Raw genomic sequence first — 14,114 nt, forward strand, 5'->3', positions numbered from 1 at the left:
TATGCACTCCAATTATACGCACATCGTTTTAGGACTGGGAGCCACTGGGTTGTCGGTCGTGCGTTATTTAGTTTCCCAGGGAATTAAACCTTTGGTGATGGATAGCCGTCGCCGTCCCCTGGCGAAGATGTACTTGCAAAAGAGTTTACTGATATTGAATTGATTGCGGGTGGGTTTGATTGCCGATATTTGGTTCAAGCCAGTCAATTGATAATTAGCCCTGGTATCTCAATTGAAACACCTGAGATTAGAGCGGCCCGTGATATGGGAATTGAAGTTATTGGTGATATCGAGCTATTTGCTCGAGCCATTGCTGATAGAAAACCATGCGTGATTGGTATTACTGGGTCAAATGGTAAGTCTACCGTGACAACCTTAGTGCACGATATCTTAGCCGCGGCAGGAAAAAAGTCGCTATGGGCGGTAACATTGGTATCCCAGCGTTAGATTTGTTAGCGCAAGATGTTGAATATTACGTCTTGGAGTTATCCAGTTTTCAGCTTGAAACGACCTTTTCATTGAACTGTATTGCAGCGACTTGTCTCAATATCAGCGAAGATCATATGGATCGCTATTGCAGCATTTCCAGTTATCGGGAAGCTAAATTGAACTTATATCCACAAAGTAAATTTGTGATGTATAACCGTGATGATGAGCTGACTTTTCCATTTGAACCCATGAACCAAAATACATTTGGTTTAGGCGTGCCTGAAGCTGATGAATGGGGATTAAGTGACGGAAAAATCTTTCACGGCGATAGCGAAATAATGAATTTAAATGATGTCACTTTAATTGGCTCGCATAACCACGCTAATTTACTGGCCGCGATGGCATTGGTTGATGCCTGTTCAGTAGATAAAGCATTTGCTATTCAAGTTGCCAGTAGCTTTAAAGGCCTAAGTCACCGTTGTGAGCTTGTGGCGGTTGTAGACGGTGTGACTTATATCAATGACTCTAAAGCTACCAATGTCGGCGCAACCGTTGCTGCACTGCAAGGATTAAATACCCATTTAGGTGAAGTGTTTTTAATCGCAGGTGGAGATGGTAAAGGCGCTGACTTTAAACCCTTAATTCCAGCATTAGAGCATGTTGCCAAGGTAATTACCCTTGGTAAAGACGGCGCAAAAATTGCCAAATTAAAAAGTAACAGTATTAGCGTCGCCACCATGAAAGAAGCGGTTGATGCCGCAGCGCAACTAGCCTTTTCAGGTGACATTGTCTTGTTGTCACCTGCATGCGCCAGTTTAGATATGTATCGCAACTTTATGGCACGTGGCGATGATTTTAAGCAATGTGTGGAACAACTTGATGGCCAGTAATGAGCAGCAATTAAGCTTATTCAAACAAGGTCTGAAAGGAATTTGGCCATCATTGCTTGATGATAATAACGCTGGAGTGGAGCTTTACGATCGCACATTTTTAGCGGCCATCATTGGCTTGATGTGTTTCGGCTTTGTGATGGTAATGTCGGCTTCTATGCCTGAGGCCGAGAAGTTAACCGGTAACCCGTTTCACTTTATATACCGACATATATTTTATCTTATTGGCTGTATTGTCATTGCCTTTGCTGTGTTGAAAGTTGAGGTGAGTCACTGGGAAAAAAATAGTGGCATGCTGATGATAGGCGTGTTGATCATGTTATTTGCTGTATTAGTGGTGGGTACATCGGTCAATGGTGCCAGACGTTGGTTGGCTATTGGACCTGTGCGCATTCAGGTAGCTGAACTGGCAAAGTTTGTTTTTATTGTTTATATGGCGGGTTACTTGGTTCGTCGACATGGCGAGTTAAGAGAAAACCGTAAAGGCTTTTACAAACCTATCGGTGTTTATGTGTTATTTGCGGTGTTAATCCTACTGCAACCCGACTTAGGGACTGTAGTGGTATTATTCGTTTGTACCGTCAGTTTATTATTTTTGGCCGGAGCTCGAATCACTGATTTTATGGTGTTGGTATTATTAGGAATAGCCACTTTTGTGTTATTGGTGCTATTTGAACCTTACCGAATGCGACGGGTAACCTCTTTTATGGATCCATGGGAAGACCCGTTTGGCAGTGGTTATCAGTTAACTCAATCGTTAATGGCTTATGGTCGGGGTGATTGGTTTGGTCAAGGGTTAGGCAATAGTATTCAAAAGTTAGCTTACTTACCTGAGGCTCACACTGACTTTATTTTTGCTGTCATTGGTGAAGAACTTGGATTTATGGGCATTATTGCCGTGCTATTAGTGATGTTTTTTATTGCACTGCGCGCCATTAGATTGGGTAATCTATGTTTACAAATGCAACGGCCATTTGAAAGCTATGTCGCTTATGGTGTCGGTATTTGGATTTGTTTTCAAACCGTGGTTAATGTCGGCGCAAGTATCGGTATGTTGCCAACAAAAGGGCTAACATTACCCTTTATTAGTTATGGTGGTAGTAGCTTGTGGGTCATGACGGCCGCGGTAATGTTGTTAGTCAGAATTGATCATGAAAGGCGTGTCAGTTTAATTCAAGCAGTACAAGGGAGGGCTAAACAATGACAGATGAAAATACCAATAACAGTGCAGTTGCTTATAGCCACTCTCCAAGATTATTAGTCATGGCTGGCGGTACCGGCGGTCATGTTTTTCCGGCATTAGCCGTTGCTAAACATTTAGCTGCCAGTGGCTGGCAAGTACGTTGGTTAGGTACTGCAGACCGTATGGAAGCGCGCTTAGTGCCACAACATGGTTTTGATATTGAGTTTATTGATATTAAAGGCGTACGTGGCAACGGCCTGCTGTGTAAATTAGCGGCACCGTTTAAAGTGGTGCGCGCTATTATTCAATCCAAAGCCGTTATAGACGATTTTAAGCCAAATGTGGTGTTGGGCATGGGTGGATTTGCCAGTGGGCCTGGTGGTGTGGCAGCTAAGTTAGCTGGCGTTCCAATTGTATTGCATGAACAAAATGCCATTCCAGGTCTGACAAATAAATTACTGTCAAAAATTGCCAGCAAGGTTTTATGTGCTTTTAACAACACGTTTTCGAGTGATATTAAAAATGTTGAAGTGGTAGGTAATCCAATCAGACAAGAGTTAGTGTCATTGGGCGCACTAGACAAACCGCTTAATGAGGATGCCCTAAAAGTATTGGTCGTAGGGGGAAGTTTAGGTGCCAAGGCTCTTAATGAAACCTTACCAGATGCGGTTGCTCTGTTAGCTACACAACACTCAATAACAGTTTGGCATCAAGTGGGTAAAAATAACTTAGATGCTGTTAAAGCGGCATATCAGCAATTAAACCAGCTTGATAAAGTGAATGTGGCTGAATTTATTGATGATATGGAAGCCGCATACCGTTGGGCGGATGTGGTAGTGTGCCGCTCAGGGGCATTAACGGTATCTGAATTAGCCGCTGTAGGTTTACCAAGTATATTAGTGCCTTATCCACATGCAGTTGATGATCATCAAACTAGAAACGCAGCTGTGTTAGTGGATGCACATGCGGGATTTTTAGTACCGCAAACAGAATTGAATGCAAAATTGCTTGCTGAAAAATTGCAGCTATTTGCCAGTGATAGACAAGTATTGCTCCAAATGGGGCTAAAAGCACGGGGCGTAGCCGTGTTAGATGCCACTCAAAGAGTTGCAGCTATATGCGCCGCGGTAGCGAAAAAGGGTTGAAATGACAAAGACAGAAAAGTACGCACAGCTTCGTAGCATGATCCCCGAAATGAGACGGGTCAAGCGGATTCATTTTGTTGGCATCGGTGGTGCTGGCATGGGTGGTATTGCTGAAGTGTTAGTCAATGAAGGCTATCAAATTAGTGGCTCAGACATTGCTGTAAATAATGTTACTGAACGTTTGGCACGTTTAGGGGCAAAAATTCTTATTGGTCATCAGGCTAACAATGTTGTTGATGTTGATGTTGTTGTTGTTTCCACGGCAATTGATAAGCAGAACCCTGAGATTCTAGCCGCACAGGAAAATCGCACCCCAATCGTACGTCGTGCTGAAATGTTAGCAGAATTGATGCGTTATCGTCATGGTGTAGCCATTGCCGGTACTCATGGCAAAACCACAACCACTAGCTTAATTGCCAGTGTTTATGGTGAAGCGCAACGCGATCCTACCTTTGTTATTGGCGGTTTGTTAAACAGTGCTGGTACCAATGCACGTTTAGGCACAAGCCGATATTTGATTGCTGAAGCAGATGAAAGTGACGCCAGCTTCTTGCATTTGCAGCCAATGGTCAGTGTTGTTACCAACATTGAAGCTGATCATATGGACACCTATGGTGGCGACTTTGAAGTCCTGAAAACTACATTTGTGGATTTTTTACATAACTTACCATTTTACGGTGTCGCCGTAATGTGTATTGATGACCTGGTAATTCAAGAGATTTTACCGCGAGTTGGCCGTCAAATTGTGACCTATGGTTTTAGTGAAGATGCCGATGTAAGGGCGAGTAACTTTGTTCAGCAAGGGCATCAATCACGCTTTACCGCGCACAGAAAAGACCGACCCGATTTAGATATAGTATTGAACTTACCTGGAGCACATAATGTGCTCAACTCTTTAGCTGCTATCGCAGTGGCCAGTGAAGATGAGATAGATGATGCTTCTATTGTGAAAGCATTAGCAGGGTTTGAAGGCATTGGACGTCGATTCCAGCACTTAGGTGAGTTTGATACTCCCAATGGTAAGGTCATGTTAGTAGATGACTATGGTCATCATCCAAGTGAAGTACTTGCCACCATTAAAGCTGCACGTGCAGGTTGGCCTGATAAACGGTTAGTGATGGCTTACCAGCCACATCGTTATAGTCGTACACGCGATCTATACGAAGACTTTGTAGAGGTATTATCGCAAGTCGATTGTTTACTTTTACTTGATGTATACGCCGCGGGCGAGAACCCGATACCAGGTGCAGATGGCCGAGCATTATGTCGTTCAATTCGCGTGCGTGGTCAGGTTGACCCAATATTTATTTCAGGCCCAGATCAACTTGCAAGTGTATTACCTGATGTATTGCAAGACGGTGATTTATTGTTAACACAAGGTGCCGGTAATATTGGTGCGTTATCGCGTGAGTTAGCAAGTAGTGAACTGGGATTTAAACCAGCATAATGTTAAAAATAAAATCGAGCGGTTTTTGTACAGTTATGCAGTTGAAAAATCGCGCTTTTATACAGTCATTAAGCACTATATAATAGCCGGTTTTTTGCATGATCGTATCAGCAGTTTTCGGGAGTGATTATCGGTGTCATGGAGCAAGAAAGGACGCCAGTTAAAACAAAAGCTAAAACACGTTAATTGGTATTTGTATTTTGGTTTGATGTTTTTGCTCAGTGTGTTGACAACAATTACATGGAGTGGCATGAAGCTTCATGAGTTACTTAATGATGCTGACGCCCTTCCGATAGAAGCTATTGCTATTAAAGGTGAGCGCCGTTATACCTCGGACGAAGAAATCAAGGTGGCGTTGCAGTCAATGATGAAGAGTAGTTTTTTTAACGCTGACGTATTAGATATACAGCGGGCATTAGAAAGCCTACCTTGGGTTTATCATGCGTCAGTTAGACGCGAGTGGCCTGCAAAATTTAAGGTGAACTTACAAGAGCAACAAGCTGTAGCACACTGGAATGGTGATGCTTGGCTAAATGTTAACGGTGAAGTGTTTAATGCTTTGGCTGAATTAGATTTAGTTAATTTACCTATGTTGTCAGGCCCTGATGATATGGCTGAAGAAGTACTTATAAGCTTTAGGCAATTAGATGAATTACTTCAAATAAATGGATTTAAATTAGCCAGCTTGCGATTAAGCCCACGCCATGCATGGCAAGCTGAATTGGCTAATGGTATACAAATAGAGCTAGGGCGTGAGGATAAAATGTCTCGAATACAGCGTTTTATCAATGTCTACCCGACACTAGTGCAAAGTGAAAGACCCGTCGCCAGAGTGGATTTACGTTATGACACAGGTTTTGCTGTGGGCTGGGATGAGACCAATAAGAGAACTGAGAATAAATGACCAAAAATCAGGAAAGAAACCTTATCGTAGGGTTAGATATCGGAACATCAAAGGTCGCCGTCATAATAGGTGAAGTACTGCCTGACGGTGAAATTAGTGTTATTGGTTTAGGTAATCATCCTTCTCGTGGCATGGACAAAGGTGGCGTGAATGATCTCGACTCAATCGTACGCAGTGTGCAAAGGGCATTAGATCAAGCTGAACTTATGGCTGATTGCCAAGTGTCTTCTGTTTATTTAAGCATTTCAGGTAAGCATATCGCGTGTCAGAATGAAAACGGCATGGTGTCGATTAACGACGAAGAAGTCACTCAAGAAGATGTTGATAATGTGATTCATACAGCGCGTTCAGTTAAAATACCGACCGAACGTCGTATTTTGCATGTGTTGCCACAGGAATATTCAATTGACGTGCAAGACGGCATAAAAAGTCCAATAGGCATGTCGGGTATGCGTATGGAAGCCAAGGCGCATATTGTGACTTGTGCAAATGACATGGCTAAAAATATTACTAAAAGTGTCGAACGTTGTGGCCTGAAAGTAGATGATTTAGTGTTCTCAGGCATAGCCTCTGCAGATTCAGTATTAACCAATGACGAGAAAGACCTTGGTGTGTGTATTGTCGATATTGGCGGTGGCACAACAGATATAGCAGTTTATACCAATGGCGCATTACGTCATTGCGCCGTAGTGCCGGTAGCGGGTAACCAAGTGACCAGTGATATTGCTAAAATATTTCGCACACCGTTAACCCATGCAGAACAAATTAAAGTGCAGTTTGCCAGTGCAAGAAGCTCAATGGTAAGCCGTGAAGACAGTATTGAGGTTCCGTCAGTAGGAGGAAGACCTTCGCGTAGTATGTCACGTCATACTCTGGCTGAAGTTGTCGAACCAAGATACCAAGAATTATTCGAGTTAGTACTGAAGCAATTACAAGATAGCGGTTTAGAAGACCAAATTGCCGCAGGCATAGTACTAACCGGTGGAACATCTTCCATAACAGGCGTGGTAGACATTGCCGAAGCGACATTCGGTATGCCGGTGCGAGTCGCCTCGCCACTGCCAGTTAAAGGATTATATGAATACGTGGACCAACCAATTTACTCAACAGGGATAGGGTTGCTTCACTATGGGGCAAGAAGGCTTATCGAACGTCAGTTCGAACGTCCTGAACGCCAAGGGGTAACTAGCTTTTTAAATCGGGTAAAAAGCTGGTTTAAGGGTGAATTTTAAATAACGCAGACAAACGGGATCAGACAATGTTTGAGATCATGGATTCACATTCAGACGAAGCGGTGATTAAAGTCATCGGTGTCGGTGGTGGTGGCGGAAACGCTGTCGAACATATGGTAAAACACAGCATCGAAGGTGTTGAGTTTATCGTAACAAACACAGATGCACAGGCGTTACGTAAATCAAGTGCAGGTTCAACAATCCAACTTGGACGTGACGTAACAAAAGGTTTAGGGGCAGGGGCGAACCCAGACGTAGGCCGTCAAGCGGCAGAAGAAGACCGTGAAAATATTCGTGCGGCGATTAAAGGTTCAGATATGATCTTTATCGCAGCGGGAATGGGTGGCGGTACTGGTACAGGTGCAGCACCAGTCGTTGCTGAAATCGCACGCGAAGAAGGCATTTTAACTGTCGCTGTTGTGACTAAACCGTTCCCATTTGAAGGCAAAAAGCGTATGGCATACGCTGAGCTAGGGATCGCTGAGTTAGCTAAACATGTGGATTCGTTAATTACCATTCCAAATGAAAAGCTACTTAAAGTGCTTGGTCGTGGCACCTCTCTACTAGATGCATTCGCTGCAGCTAATAACGTGCTCCTTGGTGCTGTGCAAGGTATTGCAGAGTTGATCACTCGCCCAGGCTTAATCAACGTGGATTTCGCCGACGTGAAAACCGTAATGTCTGAAATGGGTAATGCCATGATGGGCACAGGTGTTGCGACTGGTGATGATCGAGCAGAAGAAGCAGCAGAGGCGGCAGTTGCAAGTCCATTATTAGAAGATATTGATCTCGCTGGCGCCCGTGGCGTATTAGTGAACATTACAGCGGGTATGGACATCACAATTGAAGAGCTAGAAACAGTGGGTAACCATGTTAAAGCTTATGCATCTGAAAATGCGACAGTAGTCGTGGGTGCAGTGATTGATCCTGAAATGAGCGATGAGCTACGTGTAACGGTTGTTGCTACCGGTATTGGCATTGAAAAGAAGCCAGATATTCAGTTAGTGCAAAAAACAGCGCCACGTCCAGAGCCAGTGGTAATTGAACCACGTCCAGAGCCAGTTGATGAGCCTATTGTTGCGCCAACATATTCTTCGTCGAAGAGTAATGCTGTACCACAATCAGTTCCCGCTCCACGTGCCGATGCAGATTATTTAGATATTCCAGCATTTTTACGTAAGCAAGCTGATTAATTAGCATAGCTATCAACCCGTTTTAAAGCGGTTTTGATAGGCTGATATTAATATTGTCTACAGTATTAATGTTAACAAAAGCGTGATGATTGCATAGTTGATAACGAAATGACGTTGTTCTGGGGCTATTTGCATTTTTTTTGTGAATTGTGCAAGATATGGTAGCATATCGTACCAGCTATACATGATGGCTTTGGGTGTTTATTTTAAGCTTCTGTTTTTATTGTTATTTACGGGTAAATGAATGATTTTTCAAAGAACTGTTCAAAAAATGGTGAAGAGTACTGGTGTCGGATTACATTCTGGCAACAAGGTGACTCTGTGCATTAAGCCCGCACCAGTAAATACAGGGATTGTACTAACACGTACCGATCTAACGCCTCCAGTGTCTATCCCTGCCAAGGCTGAATTAGTGCGTGAAACGACAATGTGCACAGCGCTTGTAAATGATACAGGTGTTCGTATTTCTACAATTGAACATCTATTTGCAGCACTTGCTGGCTTAGGCATTGATAATGCGATTATCGAAGTTGATGCCCCTGAAATCCCAATTATGGATGGCAGTGCCAGTCCGTTTGTGTTTTTGCTGCAAAGTGCAGGCATAAAAGAGCAAGCGGCACCGAAAAAATACCTAAAAATTACCAAACCTATTCGTGTTGAAGACGGCGATAAATGGGCTGAGTTAAGACCTTTTAAAGGGTTCAGAGTTGATTTTAAAATTGATTTTGCTCATCCAGAAATTGCTCGTAGTCAGCAACATATGGTGATGGACTTTTCTACATCCGCTTTTGTAAAAGATATCAGCCGTGCTAGAACGTTCGGCTTTATGCGTGATATTGAATATTTGCGTGCTAATAACCTCGCTTTAGGTGGCAGCATGGAAAATGCTGTAGTGCTTGACGAATACCGCGTTCTCAACCCTGATGGTCTGCGTTATGATGACGAGTTCGTTAAGCATAAAATTCTCGACGCTTTTGGTGACTTATATGTAGCAGGTCATGCCATTGTCGGTGAATTTAAAGCATACAAAACAGGTCATGCATTAAATAATCAACTCGTTAGAGCGCTACTTGCCCAGCAGGATGCATGGGAATTAGTCAGCTTTGACAAAGAGGCTGATGTACCTGTCAGCTTTATTGTGCCGGGTACCACAGCACTAGCTTAATCGTTTGATTGCCTATTACGGCTGGCCAATGCAGCCAGCCGTTTTAGTTTTTCACCCAGAGATCCTTCCACATGATCAGCTAATGCAGCAATATGTTGTGCCGCTTCATTACTGATATAAGTGTGATTCATCTGGGAGTTTACATTTCCCATTGCTAATCCTGGGTTGACTTTAACCTCAATAGCAGTGAGCATGGGTAGCGTTTCAGCCTGAAGTTGTCGTAGTAGTTTAGGCTTTTGAAAATTAATTCTAGCGGCCCAGGCTGCGGATGAGGTTTCAACAACAAGAACACCCTGGCGGAGATTAGCTACTTTCAGCTGCTCTGCCGCAGGACCATCGATAATCTGTTTTAGATAACGATTTAGATTATTTAGCAGTTCTGCTTTCTCAGCGAGTTCAGGTAGTTTTCCTGACAAATGTAATAAATTGCTGAGGTCTTGAGGGGGCTTTTTCATATGATAATAAGATGGCTGAATTAGGCTATGAGTGTAACAGTATTTGTTCAAGGTCGAAATGGGGTCACGCGTTGGCAACCCAGTAAACGATGGTTTCTTTTGCCCATTATGATAATGGTCACTGGAACTGCTATTTATCAATACAGTACCGATCGCTTTGCTAATCAACAAGCTAAAGTAGATGAAAATCAACAGCTGCGTGAGCAACAACAACAGCAAGTTATTGAGCTCAAACACGCAACTGAAATTCAACTGGCTACGTTAGTAACTCATGTTGCTAAAATGCAGGCCAAAATTACCCGACTTGAAGCATTAGGCCAACAAGTTGCCCAAAATAATTTACTTGACGACCAATTCGATTTCCATGCAGAAGCAGGCATCGGCGGTTACAGTGAATTAGGGACAGGAATCGAATTAAGCCAGCTTATGCATGATATGAATAAGCTAGCATCACGAATTGATAATAATAATCTTCAGTTGTCACTACTTGAAACAGTGTCAACAAATCTCCATATAGATGAAGAACGTTATATATCAGGGCGGCCAATCGATAAAGGTTGGTTATCTTCGCCCTATGGTTTACGCAATGACCCTTTTAATGGCCGTAGAACAATGCATAAAGGTATTGATTTTGCGGGACGAGAAGGGGCCGATGTTATTGCAACTGCCGCAGGTGTAATAACGTGGTCAGGAAGTATGTTTGGGTATGGCGAGCTTATCGAAATAGATCATGGTAATGGTCTTCGTACTCGCTATGGACACAATAAATCTCTGTCAGTAAACGTAGGTGACGTCGTTGCCAAAGGCGATATTATCGCCAGTATGGGAAGCACAGGTCGTTCAACCGGCCCTCATGTGCATTACGAAGTGCTTCGCGGTGGACAACAAATAGATCCACAAAAATTTGTATACCGCAAAGCAAGTTGATCATATAACGGTTAATGCGCTCTGAAGAGCCAAACCTACAAGAGATAAGTGACTAAGATGTTAGGTAAATTACTGACAAAAGTATTTGGAAGCAGAAACGACCGTACCCTAAAAAACTTGGGTAAAGTGGTCACTAAAATTAACGCATTGGAAGCTGACTATGAAAAACTGTCCGATGAAGAACTAAAAGCAAAAACCGCAGAGTTTAGACAGCGTCTAGAATCAGGCGAAAGCCTAGATAGTTTGATGGCAGAAGCATTTGCCGTTGTGCGTGAAGCGTCAAAGCGTGTGTTTAATATGCGTCCTTTCGATGTCCAATTACTTGGTGGCATGGTATTAGACAGTAACCGTATTGCTGAAATGCGTACCGGTGAAGGTAAAACGTTAACGGCCACATTGCCAGCATATTTAAATGGGCTCAGCGGCAAAGGCGTTCACGTAATTACGGTGAATGATTATTTAGCCCGTCGTGATGCAGAGTTTAATCGCCCATTATTTGAGTTTTTAGGCTTAACGGTTGGTGTTAACGTTGCCGGTATTGGTCAAATAGAAAAGAAACAAGCTTATAACGCAGATATTACTTATGGCACAAATAACGAATTTGGCTTCGATTATCTGCGCGATAATATGGCTTTTTCTCCGCAAGAGCGTGTACAACGTCCTCTTAATTACGCCTTGATCGATGAAGTTGACTCAATTTTAATTGATGAAGCGCGTACACCACTGATTATTTCTGGTGCAGCTGAAGACAGCTCTGATCTTTATATTAAAGTGAACAAGTTAATTCCTAGTCTTGTACGTCAAGATAAAGAAGATACTGAAGACTATATAGGTGAAGGTGACTTCACAATCGATGAGAAAGGTAAGCAAGTTCATTTAACTGAACGCGGCCAAGAAAAAGTTGAACTGCTGTTAACCGAGCAAGGCATGTTAGCTGAAGGTGACTCACTTTATTCAGCTGCAAATATTTCATTACTTCACCATGTTTATGCAGCCCTTCGTGCGCATACATTATTTGAGCGCGATGTTGACTACATTATTCAAGACGATGATGTGGTCATTGTTGATGAACATACGGGTCGTACTATGCCTGGTCGTCGTTGGTCAGAAGGTTTACATCAAGCGGTTGAAGCTAAGGAAGGGGTTCATATTCAAAATGAAAACCAAACTCTTGCGTCAATTACCTTCCAGAACTACTTCCGCCAATATGACAAATTAGCCGGTATGACGGGTACTGCTGATACAGAAGCGTTCGAGTTTCAGCATATTTATGGCCTAGATACCGTTGTAGTACCCACTAACCGTCCAATGGTTCGTAACGATATGGCAGATCTTGTCTATCTAACGGCTGCAGAAAAGTATGATGCCATTATTGCTGATATTAAAGGATGTCGTGAACGTGGTCAGCCAGTATTAGTGGGCACCGTTTCTATTGAGCAATCAGAACTGCTTAATACATTATTGAACAAAGCCAACATCCCACATAGCGTGCTAAATGCTAAATTCCATGAGAAAGAAGCTGAGATTGTTGCTCAGGCCGGTAGTTTAGGTGCAGTAACAATTGCAACTAACATGGCTGGTCGTGGTACAGATATCGTATTAGGCGGTAACTGGAACATGGAAATTGAGGCGTTAGACAATCCAACAGCAGAGCAAAAAGCTAAAATTAAAGCTGATTGGCAAATACGTCATGATGAAGTGCTTGCTGCAGGTGGTTTACATATTTTAGGTACCGAGCGTCATGAGTCTCGTCGTATTGATAACCAGTTACGTGGTCGTGCTGGTCGTCAAGGTGATGCAGGTTCTTCACGTTTCTACTTATCAATGGAAGATAGCTTGATGCGCATCTTCGCATCAGATCGCGTTTCAAGCATGATGAAAAAACTTGGAATGGAAGAAGGCGAAGCTATTGAGCATCCATGGGTATCTCGTGCTATCGAAAATGCACAGCGTAAAGTAGAAGCGCGTAACTTCGATATTCGTAAGCAATTACTTGAATATGATGACGTGGCAAATGATCAACGCCAAGTTGTTTACTCTCAACGTAATGAGCTAATGGATGCAGAAAGCATTGAAGATACGATTAAAAATATCGAAGAAGATGTTGTTTCTGGCGTAATTGATACTTATATCCCACCGAATTCTTTAGAAGAGTTATGGGATATACCTGGGTTAGAGCAACGTTTACATAATGAGTTCGCATTAAAGCTTCCGATACAAGAGTGGTTAGATAAAGAAGACGATCTACATGAAGAGACATTACGTGAGCGTATTGTCACATCATGGACAGATGCTTTTAAAGCTAAAGAGCAGATGGTTGGTGCACAAGTATTACGCCAATTTGAAAAAGCCGTGATGCTACAAACCTTAGATGGTTTATGGAAGGAGCATTTAGCTGCGATGGATCATCTGCGTCAAGGTATCCATTTACGTGGGTATGCGCAGAAAAATCCTAAGCAAGAATATAAGCGTGAATCGTTTGAGTTATTCCAACAGATGCTTGAAACATTAAAGCACGATGTCATTAGTGTCTTATCGAAAGTGCAAGTACAAGCACAATCAGATGTAGACGACATGGAACAACGCCGTCGCGATGAAGAAGCTAAGATTAAACGTGATTACCAGCATGCATCCGCAGATGCATTGGACGAAGGCGAAGCTACAACTACTGCAGAAAAACCAAAGACGGTTATTCGCGATGGTGAAAAAGTTGGACGTAACGATCCGTGTCCTTGCGGATCAGGCCAGAAATTTAAACAATGTCATGGCAAATTAAGTTAATACACCCGTTAACTTAGCTAAACCAACATAGTGATGATGAAAAGCAGCTTATATAGCTGCTTTTTTTATGCCTAGTGAATAAGAGTTTAAAGCCAGACATCCACACATTGTGGATAACTTTGGGGGTAAATGGTGTAAAACGTGTAGGTAAGTGGGTAACTATAAAAAAGATCGCTAAAAGTCGATCTTTTTACACAAAAGCACTTGCACCGCTTCAGAATCTCCCTATAATGCGCAACCACTGACACGGCACAGCGCGAAAGCAAAGTGGCATCCAAGGTTAATCACTGAGGAAGTTCAGGTTGATTTGAAAGGATAAAGACTTCGGTTTCATCATCAAATCAACAGCGAAAAGAAAGTTTG

Annotated in this window: 10 protein-coding genes and 1 pseudogene; 10 read left to right on the forward strand and 1 reads right to left on the reverse strand. The window is 42.8% G+C overall.

What is annotated here, in order from left to right:
- Position 1: 1 nt before the first annotated feature.
- The 8 genes and pseudogenes from murD (at position 2) to lpxC (ending at position 9,588) form a co-directional block, all read left to right on the forward strand.
- Positions 2-1,319: pseudogene (murD, locus tag L0B17_RS03335) on the forward strand (UDP-N-acetylmuramoyl-L-alanine--D-glutamate ligase).
- On the forward strand, positions 1,309-2,523 hold the full coding sequence (gene ftsW / locus L0B17_RS03340) for a cell division protein FtsW (protein ID WP_235089523.1): 1,215 nt from the start codon (positions 1,309-1,311) through the stop codon (positions 2,521-2,523). Before murD ends, ftsW begins: the two are co-directional and overlap by 11 nt.
- On the forward strand, positions 2,520-3,647 hold the full coding sequence (gene murG, locus L0B17_RS03345) for an undecaprenyldiphospho-muramoylpentapeptide beta-N-acetylglucosaminyltransferase (RefSeq protein WP_235087576.1): 1,128 nt from the start codon (positions 2,520-2,522) through the stop codon (positions 3,645-3,647). Before ftsW ends, murG begins: the two co-directional genes overlap by 4 nt.
- Before the next feature lies 1 nt (position 3,648).
- The gene (gene murC / locus L0B17_RS03350; protein WP_235087577.1) at positions 3,649-5,094 is read left to right on the forward strand and encodes a UDP-N-acetylmuramate--L-alanine ligase; all 1,446 of its coding nucleotides are present in this window, start codon (positions 3,649-3,651) and stop codon (positions 5,092-5,094) included.
- Between the two features lie 250 nt (positions 5,095-5,344).
- On the forward strand, positions 5,345-5,998 hold the full coding sequence (locus tag L0B17_RS03355) for a cell division protein FtsQ/DivIB (RefSeq protein ID WP_443019921.1): 654 nt from the start codon (positions 5,345-5,347) through the stop codon (positions 5,996-5,998).
- Positions 5,995-7,230, forward strand: a complete 1,236-nt coding sequence (gene ftsA, locus L0B17_RS03360; RefSeq protein WP_226412745.1) for a cell division protein FtsA — start codon at positions 5,995-5,997, stop codon at positions 7,228-7,230. Before L0B17_RS03355 ends, ftsA begins: the two co-directional genes overlap by 4 nt.
- Before the next feature lie 26 nt (positions 7,231-7,256).
- Positions 7,257-8,423 (forward strand): cell division protein FtsZ, encoded by a 1,167-nt coding sequence (ftsZ, locus tag L0B17_RS03365; protein ID WP_235087580.1) that lies wholly within the window; start codon positions 7,257-7,259, stop codon positions 8,421-8,423.
- Between the two features lie 244 nt (positions 8,424-8,667).
- Positions 8,668-9,588: a UDP-3-O-acyl-N-acetylglucosamine deacetylase gene (gene lpxC, locus L0B17_RS03370; protein WP_235087582.1), complete on the forward strand. Its 921-nt coding sequence runs from the start codon at positions 8,668-8,670 to the stop codon at positions 9,586-9,588.
- On the opposite strand, the gene L0B17_RS03375 is transcribed toward lpxC, so the two are convergent.
- A complete protein-coding gene (locus L0B17_RS03375; RefSeq protein ID WP_235087583.1) occupies positions 9,585-10,043 on the reverse strand; it encodes a DUF721 domain-containing protein in 459 nt (152 codons plus the stop codon). The genes lpxC and L0B17_RS03375 overlap by 4 nt on opposite strands.
- A 27-nt stretch (positions 10,044-10,070) precedes the next feature.
- Between L0B17_RS03375 and L0B17_RS03380 the strand changes: the two genes are divergently transcribed.
- Both L0B17_RS03380 and secA read left to right on the forward strand, forming a co-directional pair.
- Positions 10,071-10,970, forward strand: a complete 900-nt coding sequence (locus L0B17_RS03380) for a M23 family metallopeptidase (protein ID WP_235087585.1) — start codon at positions 10,071-10,073, stop codon at positions 10,968-10,970.
- A 57-nt stretch (positions 10,971-11,027) separates the two neighbouring features.
- The gene (secA, locus tag L0B17_RS03385; RefSeq protein ID WP_235089526.1) at positions 11,028-13,751 is read left to right on the forward strand and encodes a preprotein translocase subunit SecA; all 2,724 of its coding nucleotides are present in this window, start codon (positions 11,028-11,030) and stop codon (positions 13,749-13,751) included.
- Positions 13,752-14,114 lie beyond the last annotated feature (363 nt).

It is taken from the genome of Shewanella sp. OMA3-2, assembly GCF_021513195.1.
Lineage (GTDB): Bacteria > Pseudomonadota > Gammaproteobacteria > Enterobacterales > Shewanellaceae > Shewanella.